Below are 15,210 nucleotides of genomic sequence, written 5' to 3' on the forward strand. Positions count from 1 at the left end.
CCTTTTAAAGGATTTTATCCGCTCGATCCACCATAAAGAGGGCGATTGTCATGATGATATCAATTACTAGAAGAATCAGTACCGCTGGAACCCAAGACTGGAACATGTTAAAACTGTAACCAAAGAGAGTTGGTCCAAAGGCCGCTAGAATGTAACCACCGGTCTGGGCAAGTCCAGATAATTGGGCTGTCTTTTCAGGAGAGCTGGTTTTGATGGAGAAGCAAACCATGAGATAGGGGAAAAGTGCGCTACAGGCCGTGCCAATTAAGAGGTGAGCCATCAGCCAATAAAAGAAATTACTACTTGGGTATAAAAGCATGGCAATTCCTAACATACCAGCCAGAGAGATGATTGTTAACATGATTTGACGGTGACGATTTGACAAACGCGTCGTTAAACTTGGAATGGTCATGGAGAAGGGAATGCTAATTAGTGAAAAGATAGAAGCCAGAAGTCCGGCATTCGTATGAGCTAGCCCTGCACTGATGGCCATGGTTGGTAACCAGGTCATACTGGTATAGAAGAGTAAGGACTGAAGTCCACCAAAGACAATAATAGCCCAAACTTGCTTGCTTTTTAGGATATTCTCTTTTTCTTTTTTCTCTTCATGCCCTTCTAGGAAATGATTGTGGCCATGGTTGGGGAACCAGACCAATAAGGTTAGCAGGCAGACCATGGACAGGCAGAGAATCAGCCCCTTCCAAGATGTTGCCTGAGTAATGGGTACAGAGAGGTAGGAAGCTAGTGCTGTCGCGATTCCCATAGTCGTCACATAAACCGTTGTCAGGAAGCTAATCTTTTGTGGATAGTTTGCCTGAATCATACTAGGAAGAAGTACGTTAAAAATAGCGACACTTGCTCCGATGAGTAAGGTTCCCAGATAGAGAAGGGGAAGATTGAAGATACGAATCGCTGAACCCACAGTCAAGACGAGGAGGCTGTAGGTGAAAAGATGCTCAAGTCCAATTTTTTGAGCCAAACGTGTCGCAAAAGAGGAGAAAAGAGCAAACATCAAGAGAGGAAGGCTGGTCAAAACCCCAAGCGAGCTGACCTCAACTCCTAAACCTTGAGCAATATCTCCCAAAACAGTTGGTAAGGCCGTAAAAGGAGCTCTTAAGACCGCTCCGATTAAGATAATTCCTAGAATAAAAAAGAGTGATCGTTTTTTCATGTGAACCTCAATAAACTGATTTTGATAACAGCTTATTTTAAGGCTTTTTCCAATAGATGTCAAGATGGTGTGAGAAAATCCGCTCCTTAGTTGAGCGAAATCATGGGTGAAAAAGAAGGATAGATTTACTAGTTTTTTCTGGGATTCAAATAAAAATAGGAAAGTCTGGGAATTTGTGATAAAATAGTGAAAGAAAATCTATACATTGGAGAACTGCTGTGTCTGAAAATCGGAAATTTAGTGTCTTGATGTCAGTCTATATCAAAGAAAATCCTACCTTTCTAGAAGAAGCGGTAGAGAGTATCTTACATCAAACGCTTAAGCCTAGTGAAGTGGTTATCGTTGAAGACGGTCCATTGACACCTGAACTATATCAAGTTTTGGATAAATTGACAGCACAGTCAAGTATTCCAATTAAACGTTGTCCACTTGAACAAAACCGTGGCCTGGGCTTGGCACTACAGTATGGTGTTTTGCAGTGCCAATATGATGTTATTGCCCGAATGGATACAGATGATATTGCTGTCGAAGACCGTTTTGAGCAACAGTTTGACTTGATGGAAAAGGAAAACTTGGATCTACTAGGCGGTCATATCGCAGAATTCATCGATCAACCTGATGAAATTGTTTCTTACCGTCGTGTGCCGATTAAGCACGAAGAGATTATCGCCTACCAACGTATGAGAAGTGCCTTTAATCATATGACGGTTATGTTTAAAAAAGAGATGGTTCTTAAGGCAGGTAACTATGAAGATGGGCTCTATATGGAAGATGATTTGCTCTGGCTTAATATGATTAGCGCTGGTGCTCGGACTGGAAATGTGGATCAGATTCTTTGTAAGGTACGCGTGGGAGCGGGGATGTTTGAACGTCGTGGTGGCCTTCGCTATCTCAAACTCTATCGCCAAGCACGTCAAAGAATGCACGCGCGTGGACAGATTTCTTATGGCGAATATCTGAAAAGTGTTTTAATCCAAGTTGTCGTTGCCCTATGTCCAGGCTTTGTCCGACAGTTTATATTTTTAAAACTATTGAGAAAAAGCAAATAACTAATCGGTTTTAGAAAAATATCTTGTAATTACTAGAAAATGTGATTTTGTGTAGGAGGATACCATTCACATGAATAAAAAAATGACAGATTATGTAATTGATCTTGTTGAAGTGTTAAATAAACAACAAAAACAAGTCTTTTGGGGGATTTTTGATGCTGCCAGCATGATTTCCTCAATCATTGTTTCTTATATCTTGTTTTATGGATTGATCAATCCAGCTCCTGTGGACTATGTCATCTATACAAGCTTGACCTTCCTTTTCTATCAAATCATGATTGGATTCTGGGGGCTCAATGCTAGCATTAGTCGTTATAGCAAAATCACAGACTTTATGAAGATATTCATCGGAGTAAGTGTCAGCAGTGTCTTGTCCTATCTCCTTTGCTATGCCTTCTTGCCACTATTCTCTGTGCGTTTCATCGTTCTCTTTATCTTGCTCAGCACCTTCTTGATCTTGCTCCCACGTATTACTTGGCAGTTGATCTATTCAAGACGCAAAAAGGGTGATGGAGAAGGGGAACATCGTCGTACCTTCTTGATTGGTGCGGGAGACGGTGGAGCTCTCTTTATGAACAGCTACCAACATCCTACGAGTGATCTTGAGTTAGTGGGTATTTTGGATAATGATGAAAAGAAAAAAGGTCAAAAACTAGGTGGAATCCCAGTCTTAGGATCTTATGAACAGTTGCCAGAACTCTCTAAACGTCATCAGATTGAAAAAGTTATCGTTGCGATTCCTTCTCTCGATCCATCAGAGTATGAGCGTATCCTAAAAATGTGTAACCAACTTGGCTTGAAGTGTTATAAGATGCCCAAGATTGAGTCGGTTGTACAAGGATTGCATCCTCAGGTAGGTGGTTTCCAAAAAATCGATATTACTGACCTTTTGGGACGTAAAGAAATTCAACTAGATGAGTCACGTCTAGGCTCAGAAATTACTGGAAAAACCATCTTAGTGACAGGTGCAGGAGGTTCTATTGGGTCTGAGATTTGCCGTCAGGTTAGTCGCTTTAATCCAGAGCGCGTGGTTCTCTTGGGTCATGGGGAAAACTCCATTTATCTGATCTATCATGAATTGATTCGTAGCTTCCAAGGAATTGACTATGTTCCTGTGATTGCAGACATCCAAGACTACGATCGCTTGCTTCAAGTATTTGAGCAGTACCAACCAGCCATTGTTTACCACGCTGCTGCCCATAAGCACGTGCCAATGATGGAACGTAATCCAAAAGAAGCCTTTAAAAATAATATCCTCGGAACTTACAATGTTGCCAAGGCAGTTGACGCCGCTAAGGTACCGAAGATGGTTATGATTTCGACCGATAAGGCCGTTAATCCACCAAACGTAATGGGAGCTACCAAACGTGTGGCAGAGTTGATTGTTACAGGATTCAACCAACGTAGTCAATCTACCTATTGTGCGGTTCGTTTTGGGAATGTTCTTGGTAGCCGTGGTAGTGTGATTCCAGTATTTGAGCGTCAGATTGCAGAGGGTGGTCCAGTGACTGTGACAGACTTCCGTATGACTCGTTACTTTATGACCATTCCAGAAGCTAGCCGTTTGGTGATCCATGCAGGAGCTTATGCTAAAGATGGGGAAGTCTTTATCCTTGATATGGGCAAACCAGTTAAGATTTATGATTTGGCCAAGAAAATGGTTCTTCTTAGTGGACGTACTGAAAATGAAATTCCGATTGTAGAAGTGGGGATTCGTCCAGGTGAGAAACTCTATGAGGAGTTGTTGGTATCTACTGAATTAGTTGATAATCAAGTCATGGATAAGATTTTTGTTGGTAAGGTTAATGTCATGCCACTTGAAGTTATCAATCAAAAGATTGAAGAATTCCGTGCCTTGCAAGGTTCAGAGTTGAAGCAAGCTATTATCGGTTTTGCTAACGAAACAACTCACATTCATTAAAAAAGAAAAAGGTATGATTCCTAGCTTCATGTTAGAGGTAAGTGGAATCATACCTTTTATTGATAACTGCTACTCCTTTACCAATTTTTGAACAAACTTGTCATTGTTGAACATTTATGGTAAACTAAATTTATACTATTTGAAAATCAAAGTAAATGAGGTCTGCATCGTTTGACTGTACTTAGATATGGTTTATAACGAACTTTCTAATTTGCTCTTTCATTTTCATTTCGTATGAATTAAAAAAATAGGGAGTAACTTATGATTAACGCATATAAGAATTTCTTTAAAGGTTATGTAGATTTTACAGGCCGTTCAACACGCTCAGAGTATTGGTGGATTTGGTTAACAAATATGATCCTCCTTGTCCCTTTTTACTCAGCATATTTTAAGGTGCTCGCAAATCCAAGAAATGAGGCTGCTCTAGTGGCCTTGGGTGGAATTGCTATTATCTACATGATTTTCGGGCTAGCCCTAATATTACCTATGTTAGCTTTGACAGTTCGTCGTCTACGTGATGCTGGTTTCCACTGGGCTCTAATCTTTATCATTTTTATTCCCATGGTTGGACCTCTTGTTCTTTTAGTTTTGTTAGCTATGCCAACGAAACAAGTAGAAGTAGTAACCATCAATGAAACTGAAGAAGTTGTAGAAGTTTCACCATTCGAAGAATCAGACAAAAACTAAGAAGTTTAGGTTTTACAAGTGAAACTGTTTTAGAGTTTTCTTTATATTGTTAAGCAAATATCTAACACTCCCATATCTAAAAATAGATTTGGGAGTGTTTTATAACAATGAGGCTACTTTATAGTATACAGTTGTTAAAAAGGAGAAATATCTTGTTTAGGGCTTATATAAATTTTTTAAAAGGTTATGTAGATTTTGTAGGACGCTCAACACGTCCAGAATATTGGTGGGTTTGGCTGATGAATCATATCTTGTTCCTGCCCCTGTATATCCTTATCTTCAATAAAGAGATAAACCAAGGTCCTTCTCTGAACTTTACTTTAGTTATATTGGTTGTCAGTATTTATGCCATTTTGGCTCTACTCCTTTTGTTGCCTACTTTAGCATTAAAGATTCGACGTTTGCGTGATGGAGGTTTCCACTGGGCCTTTATCTTCCTTCACTTTGTTCCAGTGGTCGGACGTTTTGCTCTATTAGTTCTGCTAGCCATGCCAAGTAAGGAAGTAGAAATAGTAACAATCAATAGACCTAAAGAAGTTGAAAGTGAAGAAGTTTCCCCTTTTGAATAATTGGATGAGTACGGGGAATGTCATTCTCCTCATTAAGATCAGACAAAAAGCTCCCAAACCTAACTTTTAGGCTGGGAGTCTTTTGTTTAACGTTTTAATTGTAGATGCTGTAAAATGTCTGTTGGGTGGTGAGCAATCCAGTCAGGATGATAGTCCATGAGGTCTTTCTCCTCACCGAATCCCCAAGTTACCGCTAGTTTTTTAATGCCAGTTTCTTGGGCACCAATCATATCAAACTTGGTATCTCCGATAATAACAACTGTTTCGGGAGTTAGATGATGAGTTTCTAGAGCTTGACGAATAACATCAGCCTTGTGTAGGGCTTGAGGGCTTGAACCATAAATGCCATCAAAGAAGTGATCAATCCCAAAATTGCTAGTCATGTCAACTGCGGTTGGTGTATTCTTCGTAGTAGTGATATAAAGAGGATAATGCTCAGCTAGTTCTACAAGTAAATCTTTGATATGTGGAAAGAGTTGGGCTTCGTAAACACCCTTTTCCTTATAATAAGAACGATAGAGCTGAATGGCTTCTTCTATCTGCTCAGCTGGCAAACAACTAGCAAAGCTGGTTTCTAGTGGGGGCCCCATAAAACCTCGAATGGTTTTGGCACCAGGACTAGAAACTCCAAGTTGGTCAAAGGTATAGGTGAAACCATTGTGAATACCGATAGAACTATCAACTAGCGTTCCATCTAAGTCAAAAAAGATAGCAGATATAGATGACATTGATTCTCCTCATAATGATGAAATTATTCGCCGAAAATTTCTTTTTGAAGGCGACGACCTGTAGGTGTGGCAGCGAGCCCCCCTTCAGCAGTTTCACGAAAGGCAGTTGGTAAGCTAGATCCTACTTGATACATGGCATCGATGACCTCATCAACTGGAATTTTCGATTCGATACCAGCTAAAGCCATGTCGGCTGCGATGAAGGCAAAGCTTGCTCCCATGGCATTCCGCTTGACGCAAGGAACTTCAACCAAACCTGCAACTGGGTCGCAAATGAGACCGAGCATGTTTTTGATAACGAAGGCGATAGCCTGGCTCGCTTGATAAGGCGTTCCGCCTGCAGCTAGAGTTAGAGCAGCGGCACTCATGGCTGAAGCTGAACCGACTTCGGCCTGGCAGCCACCTTCGGCTCCCGAGATAGAAGCGTTGTTAGCAATCACGAGTCCAAAAGCACCTGCAGCGAATAAGAAGTCTAGTTGTTGTTCATGAGTTAAATCCAACTTTTGAATAGCAGCAGTGAGAACGGCTGGAAGGCAGCCTGCACTACCAGCAGTAGGTGTCGCACAGACCAGCCCCATCTTGGCATTGTGTTCATTAACGGCGATAGCATTACGGGCAGCAGACAAGACAGTGAAGTCTGATAGGGTCTTTCCTTTTTTGATGTAGTGGTCAAGCTTGGCAGCGTCACCACCTGTCAAACCGCTACGAGATTTTTTTTCACTAAGACCAAGCTCAACTGAAGCTTTCATGACTTCAAGGTTGCGCTCCATGAGAAGGAGAACTTCTTCGCGCTCACGACCAGTCAATTCAAACTCAGTCGTAATCATGAGCTCAGCAACATTGCCTTGAAAATCAAGTTCGGCTTGTTCGACTAATTCTTTGATAGAGTAAAACATATTTTCTCCTATTGAAAGAAATTGACATTATGCAAATGAGGAATTTTACGAATCTCTTCGATAGATTCATCACAGTTGCGACTATCAACTTCGATAATCATAATGGCTTTCTCACCAGCCTTTTCTCGGGTCACATTCATCTGAGCGATGTTGATATCAAAGCGAGAGAGGGCCTCTGTTACGTGAGCGATCATACCAGGAACATCCTGATGAACGATGATAATGGTAGGGGTGTTCATGTTGAGGGATACGGCAAAGCCATTGAGCTCTGTCACCTGGATGTTACCACCACCGATTGAAATTCCTGTCACACTGATGGTCTTGTGCTTATTCTTAACAGTGATTTTCGTAGTATTTGGGTGAGGGGCGTTACTATCTTTCTGGATAGTCCAGACAATTTTGATGCCACGCTTATGGGCAATTTCTAAACTATTTGGAATTTCTGGATCATCTGTGTCCATTCCTAAGATTCCAGCGACAAGGGCTAGGTCAGTTCCGTGCCCGCGATAGGTTTTTGCAAAAGAATTAAAAAGCTGGAACTCGACCTCGGTTGGAGTATCGTCAAAGATAGAAGAGACGATTTTACCGATACGAACAGCTCCTGCCGTGTGACTACTAGATGGGCCAATCATGACTGGCCCAATGATATCAAAGACAGATTGAAAACGAAGTGATTGCATCTGTTTCCCCTTAAAAAGATTCTTAACTCTATTATATCAAAGATTAGATGCAAGCGCTCAATTCCATGATAAAATATCTAAAAACCCCATAAAATCAAGCCTTTTGTAACAAAAAGAGGCTGTTTAAGCGAAATAAAACATAGTCTTGTAACATTTCTACATAAAACCGTCAAGAAACAGTAATAATAGTAGGGTATGATGGAAATATAAGAAAGAAGGAGAATCTTTTAATATGAAATCAACAACTAACAAAATTAAAACAGGACTTGTAGGAGTAGCAGCAGCGCTTGCTTTCCTTGCACCATCACTTACTTTTGCACAAGAAACAACAACTTACACAGTAAAATCAGGTGACACTCTATCAGGAATCGCTGAAAAATACAATACAACTGTTGAAAAATTGGCAGAAAAAAATAAGATTAAAGATATTCATTTGATCTATGTAGACCAAGTATTGGTTATTGATGGTGAAGCACCAACTACTTCAGCTGCGACAGCAGAAGCTCCAGTAGCAGCACCTGCGGCTACTGAAACAACAACTTATGAAGCACCAGCAGCAAGCGTAACTGTAGCAGAAGAAACTGTTGCTACAACAGAAACTTCAGCATCAACTTCAACTGTAAGCGGATCTGAAGCAGAAGCTAAAGAATGGATCGCTCAAAAAGAATCAGGCGGTAGCTACACAGCTACAAACGGACGTTACATTGGACGTTACCAATTGACAGATTCATACTTGAACGGTGACTATTCAGCAGAAAACCAAGAACGTGTAGCAGACGCTTACGTTGCAGGACGTTACGGTTCATGGACAGCTGCTAAGAACTTCTGGCTTAACAACGGTTGGTACTAAGAACTGACGAACAAAATAAGATGCAAAAGTCGAGGGATGGATCTCCTCGACTTTTTTCGTGTTTCCTAATTGAAGGCCTCTGTCATCTTTCTTGTCTTCTCTAAGCAAGCATGTTATAATGAAAACTGCTCAAACGACCTTCAATCGTGAAGCACACACGACCTTCAATCGTGAATAAACGAATAGATGGGAGAACTACCATGAGTGATAACTCTAAAACACGTGTTGTCGTGGGGATGAGTGGTGGTGTCGATTCGTCGGTGACGGCTCTCTTGCTCAAAGAGCAGGGCTACGATGTAATTGGTATCTTCATGAAGAACTGGGATGACACAGATGAAAACGGCGTCTGTACGGCGACCGAAGATTACAAGGATGTGGCTGCAGTGGCAGATCAAATCGGTATTCCTTACTACTCTGTCAACTTTGAAAAAGAGTACTGGGACCGCGTTTTTGAGTATTTCCTAGCGGAATACCGTGCAGGACGCACACCAAATCCAGATGTTATGTGCAACAAGGAAATCAAGTTTAAGGCCTTTTTGGATTATGCTATGACCTTGGGAGCAGACTATGTAGCGACTGGTCACTATGCCCGTGTGGCGCGTGATGAGGATGGCATCGTTCATATGCTTCGTGGTGTGGACAATGGGAAAGACCAGACCTATTTCCTCAGCCAACTTTCGCAAGAACAACTTCAAAAAACCATGTTCCCACTGGGACATTTGGAAAAACCTGAAGTACGAAAAATAGCAGAAGAAGCAGGCCTTGCGACTGCTAAGAAAAAAGATTCGACAGGAATTTGCTTTATCGGAGAAAAGAATTTTAAAGAATTTCTCAGCAACTATCTGCCAGCTCAGCCTGGTCGCATGATGACTGTGGATGGTCGCGATATGGGCGAACATGCAGGTCTTATGTATTATACGATTGGTCAGCGTGGAGGACTTGGTATCGGTGGTCAACACGGCGGTGACAATGCCCCTTGGTTCGTTGTTGGAAAAGACCTAAGCAAGAATATCCTCTATGTAGGCCAAGGTTTCTACCATGATTCGCTCATGTCAACCAGCCTAGAAGCCAGTCAAGTCCACTTTACTCGTGACATGCCAGGGGAATTTACGCTCGAATGTACGGCTAAATTCCGCTACCGTCAGCCAGACTCGAAGGTGACTGTACATGTCAAAGGAGACAAGGCAGAGGTCGTTTTCGCAGAACCGCAACGCGCCATTACACCAGGACAGGCAGTTGTCTTTTATGACGGCGAAGAGTGTCTAGGTGGTGGCTTGATTGACAATGCCTATCGCGATGGCAAGGTTTGTCAATACATTTAAAGATGTTCTAAGAGGAATGAGAATGTTTCAATTTTTTAAGAAGAAAACGCCTAAAAAAGATAAGATAATGACTCTTTCTGACTATAAGAAAGAGTATCTGAGTGAAAAAACGACAGAGTCGATAGAGATCTTGTTTAAGGAGTTGAAACAAGCTAAAGTTTGGGTCCCTTTCAATGCTTCTCTAGTGAATGGGAGTGACGGACAAGAAGGCGCTCGACTTAAACCAGATATTCTGCGAAAAGGAGACGACTACTATTATCCTTGTTTCTTAACAGAACAAGATATTCCTAAGGACTATTATGACCGCTTTTCTTGGTTGCAATTGTCTCTTACGGACTGTTTGTTTGCTGCGGAAGGGATAGAGAGTTTTCCGGTGAGAGGGATTGTTCTAGATGCCTTTTCTGACCCAGTTGAGATTGACAAAGGAGCTTTTGAAGCGATACGCCAATCATAGTACATTTAGATTGACAAATGTTCTCAATTTGCTACAATAATAAAAGCAATAGAAATGATGGTCAAAGCTCATGGATGTTGCAGGCTTTTTTGTCCTGCACTTCTTACGAGTTTTGACTGTTTTTGTGTCGTTTAGAGGAAAGGATAAAAATGACTCAACAAGACTTTCGGACAAAGGTGGGGAACACAGTTTTTGGCGTTCGGGCGACAGCCTTGATTCTCCAAAATGGCAAACTTCTAGTCACAAAAGATAAGGGCAAGTATTACACTATCGGCGGTGCGATTCAAGTCAATGAAAGCACGGAAGACGCGGTAGTCCGTGAAGTGAGGGAAGAACTGGGTGTAAAAGCTCAAGCTGGGCAGCTAGCTTTTGTGGTTGAAAATCGTTTTGAAGAAGACGGCGTCTATTATCACAACATCGAGTTTCATTATTTAGTGGACTTACTTGAGGATGCCCCATTGACCATGCAGGAAGATGAGAAAATGCAGCCCTGTGAGTGGATTGATTTGGACAAGCTTGAGGATATTCAGCTAGTTCCAGCCTTTTTGAAAACAGCCCTGCCAAATTGGGACGGACAATTACGACACATCCATCTTAACGAATAGGAGAGAAAATGATGGTTAAGCTTATTGCCCATGTACTTGTTCATAGTGGTGGTGATTATTTACTCATTCAGCGTTCGGAAATTAAAAGAGGACAACCCAACGTTTATCCAACTTACTGGGATATTCTTGGTGGCGGGGTTGAAAAGGGTGAACTTCCGCGAGATGGAGCTCTTAGAGAATGTATTGAAGAAGCGGGAGTTAGGCTAGACAGCAGTTCGCTCAAACTTCTTCACGAAGATAGTCAACTGGATACCTCTAAGGATACTGTCTTTACTCGCTTAGTTTATAAAGCAGAGTGGGTTGGGGAGAAGCCAATTATCAGATTAGATCCTGAAGAGCATACGCACTTTAAATGGGTTGCTATGGATCAAGCTCTAGAGGAGGAAAAGTTAGTTCCTTATTTGCGAGAAATTTTTGAAAGGTTAAGAAATGACTTATAATTTTATAGAAGAATACGATATTATTGTAATCGGTGCTGGACACGCTGGGGTCGAGGCTTCCCTAGCTGCTAGCCGTATGGGTTGCAAGGTCTTGCTTGCGACTATTAACATTGAAATGTTGGCTTTCATGCCCTGTAATCCCTCTATCGGTGGTTCTGCCAAGGGGATTGTCGTGCGTGAAGTAGACGCCCTTGGTGGTGAAATGGCCAAAACCATTGACAAGACTTACATCCAGATGAAGATGCTCAACACAGGGAAAGGCCCAGCTGTCCGTGCCCTTCGTGCGCAGGCTGACAAGGAACTTTACTCTAAGGAAATGCGTAAAACGGTTGAAAACCAAGAAAATCTGACCCTTCGTCAAACCATGATTGATGAGATTTTGGTGGAAGATGGCAAGGTTGTCGGTGTGCGTACTGCGACCCATCAAGAGTATGCTGCTAAGGCTGTTATTGTGACTACAGGGACAGCCCTACGTGGGGAAATCATCATCGGAGACCTCAAGTACTCATCAGGTCCTAACCACAGCCTAGCTTCTATTAACCTAGCTGATAATCTCAAGGAACTTGGCCTCGAAATCGGTCGTTTCAAGACAGGAACCCCTCCACGTGTCAAGGCTTCCTCTATCAACTACGATGTGACAGAGATTCAGCCAGGAGACGAAGCGCCTAATCATTTCTCATACACTTCACGTGATGAGGACTATGTTAAAGACCAAGTACCGTGCTGGTTGACCTATACCAATGGTACCAGTCATGAGATTATCCAAAATAACCTCCACCGTGCGCCTATGTTTACAGGTGTGGTCAAGGGAGTGGGGCCTCGTTACTGTCCATCGATTGAGGACAAGATTGTACGCTTTGCAGACAAGGAACGCCACCAACTCTTCCTAGAGCCAGAAGGACGCAATACAGAAGAAGTATATGTCCAAGGTCTCTCAACCAGCCTTCCTGAGGATGTACAACGTGACTTGGTACATTCCATCAAAGGTTTGGAAAATGCAGAAATGATGCGAACTGGTTATGCCATTGAGTATGATATGGTCTTACCACACCAGTTGCGTGCGACTCTGGAAACCAAGAAAATCTCAGGACTTTTCACAGCTGGCCAGACAAATGGTACATCTGGTTACGAAGAGGCAGCAGGCCAAGGGATTATCGCAGGTATCAACGCGGCTCTGAAAATCCAAGGCAAGCCTGAGTTGATTTTGAAGCGCAGTGACGGTTATATCGGGGTCATGATTGATGACTTGGTGACCAAGGGAACCATTGAACCTTACCGTCTCTTGACCAGTCGTGCTGAATACCGCCTCATCCTCCGTCATGACAATGCAGATATGCGTTTGACTGAGATGGGTCGTGAGATTGGTCTTGTGGATGATGAACGTTGGGCACGCTTTGAGATCAAGAAAAATCAATTTGACAATGAGATGAAACGCCTAGACAGTATCAAACTCAAGCCAGTCAAGGAAACCAATGCCAAGGTCGAAGCGATGGGATTCAAACCATTGACTGATGCAGTCACTGCCAAGGAGTTCCTCCGTCGTCCAGAAGTCTCTTACCAAGATGTGGTTGCCTTCATCGGACCTGCTGCTGAAGAATTGGATGACAAAATTATCGAATTGATTGAAACGGAAATCAAGTACGAAGGATACATCTCAAAAGCCATGGATCAGGTTGCCAAGATGAAACGTATGGAAGAAAAACGCATTCCCGCCAATATTGATTGGGATGATATTGACTCCATTGCGACAGAGGCTCGTCAGAAGTTCAAACTCATTAATCCAGAAACCATCGGTCAAGCCAGCCGTATTTCTGGGGTTAACCCAGCAGATATCTCCATTCTTATGGTGTATTTGGAAGGTAAAAATCGAAGCATTTCAAAAAATCTAGAAAAAAAGGCTGACTAATTACAAATCGCTGAATTCTCGCTTGGGGAATTCAGTTTTTTAGATTTTTCTTCTTTTTTCGAATAAAGAGAAAAGGAGGAATGACCATGCTGACGGTAGAAGAAAAAAATTTTTTAGACCACTATAAAAATACTTCCTATCATCGTTTTTATGAGATTGAGCGCTTCGCTAGTCTCTGTCAAAAGTTAGACAAATGGCCACCACAGGCTGACAAGCTCTAGACTTTTTGATATACTAGAACAAATTAAAACATAGGAGAGAATGAATGAACGTATATGGCAGATTAGAAGAGGAACCAACTCCATCTTGGACGGGAATTCAGGATGATTTAGTTGGGAGAGAGGAGCGCTTCGAGGATGAACCAAGTTCATTTGCTCCCTTACCATTATTTAAGATCCTAATCTGGAGCACTTTAGTTGTACTTGTATCTGTAGTTCTTCCTTTCTTGCTAGGACTAACTAGCCCAGAGCAGGCACAAGATTTTTATATGGGATGGGCGATGCACCAGGGGGGAGATATCTACACAGACTATTTTGGAACGAGTGGCCTTCTCTATTACTTTTTACAGTATCTAAGCAAGGGTAGTATTTTGTTTGCAGTCTTTACTTGGTTTGCTCTAGTGGGTGCTGGTATTTTTCTTTTCCGTTCAACTTATGCCTTGACGGAGGAGAACAAGCAGTCGCAACAAGTGTTGACCATCTTTTATCTTCTTGCTGGAGGACTTAGCTTTGGCGGTGGTTATGCCACCATTTTGGCCCTTCCATTCCTGTTTTACGCTCTTAGTTTAGTAACAAGGTATTTGGTAGAGTATAATCATGACAAAGGTTTCGTGCGTATTGGGATTAGCCTGGCTCTAGCATTTTTCTTTGCCCCTCTAGTTACAGCTCTATATGCTCTAGTCTTATTCTTTGCATTGTTAGCCTTTAATATTGGGCGTGGTCGCTTAGTTCATGGGCTCTATCAATTTTTTGCAGCTGGTCTTGGGTTCTCACTTTTCTTTTATCCAATTGGTTACTATACGGCTTATAACGGGAGTTTCGGGAATGCTATTAGTCAAATTCTCTATCCAGTAGATAGTTTGAAGTTTATGTCCAATCCAGCCTTGCTAGACAACCTCCTTTTTTATGGATTATTAACAATTGGTCTTGGAGGATTAAGATTCGTATTTACAGGGCTTTTTCAGTCTAAGCCAAGCAAGCAATATGTCTTATCTATTTTTGCTTCAGTAGCTATCTTATTGTTACTAGGATTGGAAATTTTCTCTACAGAACCGATTCACGGTAGTCGTCTAGCTACTTTTCTTCCGTTCTTGTCCATTCTTCTATTGACTCACATTCGAACTGGGGAATTAGAAGGAGCCAATCGCCGTAGAAGACATCGAGAAGTTCCTTCAATATGGGCAATATTTCTTCAGGGTAATGTCTATTTGCCAGTGTTAGCTTTGACCTATCTATTTTTTGCTCCTCTGGGAGCCCGTTATGTTCTTCACTCAGAACAATATCAAGAACGAACTCGTATCGAAACTACGATTAAAGGGCAAACACAGGCAACAGATCGTATTTATATATGGGATGATCTTACTAATGGTTATAAGACTAGTGAACGTTTAGCAGCTAGTCAGTTGCTATCACCAAAATTATATACTGGTCTTGATGCAAATCGTAGCAAACTTGTCAATGATTTACGTGATAATCAGCCTAAAGTGATTGTGGTCAATACCAAAACAGCTCTCTGGACGGAAGTAGAACAGCTTCTAGCAGAAAGTTATCAACCAGTTCAAAGTGAATTCAAAGACTTTAAACTGTACAAATTAAAATAAAAATTATCAATATCTTGTGTGATTTTTTAAAAAAATTATTTTTTTACACAAGATATTGATTTTTATTTTTATAGTGATATAATACTTTAAGAAAGAAAATTTAAGAAAAGAGC

Annotated in this window: 16 protein-coding genes; 12 read left to right on the forward strand and 4 right to left on the reverse strand. The window is 41.6% G+C overall.

Going from position 1 to position 15,210, the window contains the following annotated elements; genetic code table 11:
* Positions 1–4: 4 nt before the first annotated feature.
* Positions 5–1,171 carry a CynX/NimT family MFS transporter gene (locus tag TZ96_RS00380; protein WP_045762449.1) on the reverse strand — a complete coding sequence of 389 codons (1,167 nt, stop codon included), beginning with the start codon at positions 1,169–1,171 and terminating at the stop codon, positions 5–7.
* 218 nt (positions 1,172–1,389) lie between these two features.
* Here TZ96_RS00380 and TZ96_RS00385 point away from each other — a divergent pair, with 218 nt between their 5' ends.
* The 4 genes from TZ96_RS00385 to TZ96_RS00400 all read left to right on the forward strand — a co-directional run bounded on the left by TZ96_RS00385 (position 1,390) and on the right by TZ96_RS00400 (position 5,397).
* Positions 1,390–2,220, forward strand: a complete 831-nt coding sequence (locus TZ96_RS00385; protein ID WP_045762450.1) for a glycosyltransferase — start codon at positions 1,390–1,392, stop codon at positions 2,218–2,220.
* 70 nt (positions 2,221–2,290) lie between these two features.
* Entirely contained in the window at positions 2,291–4,141 is a 1,851-nt protein-coding gene (locus tag TZ96_RS00390) for a polysaccharide biosynthesis protein (RefSeq protein WP_001035795.1), read from the forward strand.
* Between the two features lie 261 nt (positions 4,142–4,402).
* Positions 4,403–4,828, forward strand: a complete 426-nt coding sequence (locus tag TZ96_RS00395) for a DUF805 domain-containing protein (RefSeq protein ID WP_045762451.1) — start codon at positions 4,403–4,405, stop codon at positions 4,826–4,828.
* Positions 4,829–4,980: 152 nt separating this feature from the next.
* Entirely contained in the window at positions 4,981–5,397 is a 417-nt protein-coding gene (locus TZ96_RS00400) for a DUF805 domain-containing protein (RefSeq protein ID WP_075230439.1), read from the forward strand.
* Positions 5,398–5,483: 86 nt separating this feature from the next.
* Here TZ96_RS00400 and TZ96_RS00405 read toward each other — a convergent pair whose 3' ends face one another.
* From TZ96_RS00405 to sdaAB, 3 genes are read right to left on the reverse strand one after another with little or no spacing between them, the layout of a single operon-like run.
* Positions 5,484–6,125 (reverse strand): HAD hydrolase-like protein, encoded by a 642-nt coding sequence (locus TZ96_RS00405; protein ID WP_045762453.1) that lies wholly within the window; start codon positions 6,123–6,125, stop codon positions 5,484–5,486.
* Positions 6,126–6,148: 23 nt separating this feature from the next.
* Positions 6,149–7,021: an L-serine ammonia-lyase, iron-sulfur-dependent, subunit alpha gene (gene sdaAA, locus TZ96_RS00410; protein ID WP_045762454.1), complete on the reverse strand. Its 873-nt coding sequence runs from the start codon at positions 7,019–7,021 to the stop codon at positions 6,149–6,151.
* A gap of 8 nt (positions 7,022–7,029) precedes the next feature.
* The gene (gene sdaAB, locus TZ96_RS00415; RefSeq protein ID WP_045762455.1) at positions 7,030–7,701 is read right to left on the reverse strand and encodes an L-serine ammonia-lyase, iron-sulfur-dependent subunit beta; all 672 of its coding nucleotides are present in this window, start codon (positions 7,699–7,701) and stop codon (positions 7,030–7,032) included.
* 232 nt (positions 7,702–7,933) lie between these two features.
* On the opposite strand from sdaAB, the gene TZ96_RS00420 reads away from it, so the two are divergent.
* The 8 genes from TZ96_RS00420 to TZ96_RS00450 all read left to right on the forward strand — a co-directional run bounded on the left by TZ96_RS00420 (position 7,934) and on the right by TZ96_RS00450 (position 15,097).
* Complete coding sequence (locus TZ96_RS00420) at positions 7,934–8,551, forward strand: LysM peptidoglycan-binding domain-containing protein (protein ID WP_045762456.1); 618 nt, start codon at positions 7,934–7,936, stop codon at positions 8,549–8,551.
* Positions 8,552–8,751: 200 nt separating this feature from the next.
* Positions 8,752–9,873: a tRNA 2-thiouridine(34) synthase MnmA gene (gene mnmA / locus TZ96_RS00425; protein ID WP_045762457.1), complete on the forward strand. Its 1,122-nt coding sequence runs from the start codon at positions 8,752–8,754 to the stop codon at positions 9,871–9,873.
* A gap of 22 nt (positions 9,874–9,895) precedes the next feature.
* The gene (locus TZ96_RS00430) at positions 9,896–10,327 is read left to right on the forward strand and encodes an SseB family protein (RefSeq protein WP_045762458.1); all 432 of its coding nucleotides are present in this window, start codon (positions 9,896–9,898) and stop codon (positions 10,325–10,327) included.
* A 149-nt stretch (positions 10,328–10,476) separates the two neighbouring features.
* Positions 10,477–10,932 (forward strand): NUDIX hydrolase, encoded by a 456-nt coding sequence (locus tag TZ96_RS00435; RefSeq protein WP_045762459.1) that lies wholly within the window; start codon positions 10,477–10,479, stop codon positions 10,930–10,932.
* A gap of 8 nt (positions 10,933–10,940) precedes the next feature.
* Positions 10,941–11,372: an NUDIX hydrolase gene (locus TZ96_RS00440; protein ID WP_045762460.1), complete on the forward strand. Its 432-nt coding sequence runs from the start codon at positions 10,941–10,943 to the stop codon at positions 11,370–11,372.
* The gene (mnmG, locus tag TZ96_RS00445) at positions 11,362–13,278 is read left to right on the forward strand and encodes a tRNA uridine-5-carboxymethylaminomethyl(34) synthesis enzyme MnmG (RefSeq protein WP_045762461.1); all 1,917 of its coding nucleotides are present in this window, start codon (positions 11,362–11,364) and stop codon (positions 13,276–13,278) included. The genes TZ96_RS00440 and mnmG overlap by 11 nt, the downstream gene beginning before the upstream one ends.
* Before the next feature lie 86 nt (positions 13,279–13,364).
* Positions 13,365–13,499: a hypothetical protein gene (locus TZ96_RS11035; RefSeq protein ID WP_277813588.1), complete on the forward strand. Its 135-nt coding sequence runs from the start codon at positions 13,365–13,367 to the stop codon at positions 13,497–13,499.
* A gap of 44 nt (positions 13,500–13,543) precedes the next feature.
* Positions 13,544–15,097, forward strand: a complete 1,554-nt coding sequence (locus TZ96_RS00450; protein ID WP_045762462.1) for a damage-inducible protein CinA — start codon at positions 13,544–13,546, stop codon at positions 15,095–15,097.
* Positions 15,098–15,210 lie beyond the last annotated feature (113 nt).

This window comes from Streptococcus infantis, assembly GCF_000963255.1.
Taxonomy (GTDB): Bacteria; Bacillota; Bacilli; order Lactobacillales; family Streptococcaceae; genus Streptococcus; species Streptococcus nidrosiense.

Coding starts and splice junctions, on each gene's coding strand:
- TZ96_RS00420 (WP_045762456.1), top strand. CDS start 7,934: ATGAAATCAACAACTAACAAAATTAAAACAGGACTTGTAGGAGTAGCA.
- TZ96_RS00405 (WP_045762453.1), bottom strand. CDS start 6,125: ATGTCATCTATATCTGCTATCTTTTTTGACTTAGATGGAACGCTAGTT.
- TZ96_RS00380 (WP_045762449.1), bottom strand. CDS start 1,171: ATGAAAAAACGATCACTCTTTTTTATTCTAGGAATTATCTTAATCGGA.
- TZ96_RS00395 (WP_045762451.1), top strand. CDS start 4,403: ATGATTAACGCATATAAGAATTTCTTTAAAGGTTATGTAGATTTTACA.
- TZ96_RS00440 (WP_045762460.1), top strand. CDS start 10,941: ATGATGGTTAAGCTTATTGCCCATGTACTTGTTCATAGTGGTGGTGAT.
- sdaAA (WP_045762454.1), bottom strand. CDS start 7,021: ATGTTTTACTCTATCAAAGAATTAGTCGAACAAGCCGAACTTGATTTT.
- TZ96_RS00450 (WP_045762462.1), top strand. CDS start 13,544: ATGAACGTATATGGCAGATTAGAAGAGGAACCAACTCCATCTTGGACG.
- TZ96_RS00435 (WP_045762459.1), top strand. CDS start 10,477: ATGACTCAACAAGACTTTCGGACAAAGGTGGGGAACACAGTTTTTGGC.
- sdaAB (WP_045762455.1), bottom strand. CDS start 7,701: ATGCAATCACTTCGTTTTCAATCTGTCTTTGATATCATTGGGCCAGTC.
- TZ96_RS00430 (WP_045762458.1), top strand. CDS start 9,896: ATGTTTCAATTTTTTAAGAAGAAAACGCCTAAAAAAGATAAGATAATG.
- mnmA (WP_045762457.1), top strand. CDS start 8,752: ATGAGTGATAACTCTAAAACACGTGTTGTCGTGGGGATGAGTGGTGGT.
- TZ96_RS11035 (WP_277813588.1), top strand. CDS start 13,365: ATGCTGACGGTAGAAGAAAAAAATTTTTTAGACCACTATAAAAATACT.
- TZ96_RS00390 (WP_001035795.1), top strand. CDS start 2,291: ATGAATAAAAAAATGACAGATTATGTAATTGATCTTGTTGAAGTGTTA.
- mnmG (WP_045762461.1), top strand. CDS start 11,362: ATGACTTATAATTTTATAGAAGAATACGATATTATTGTAATCGGTGCT.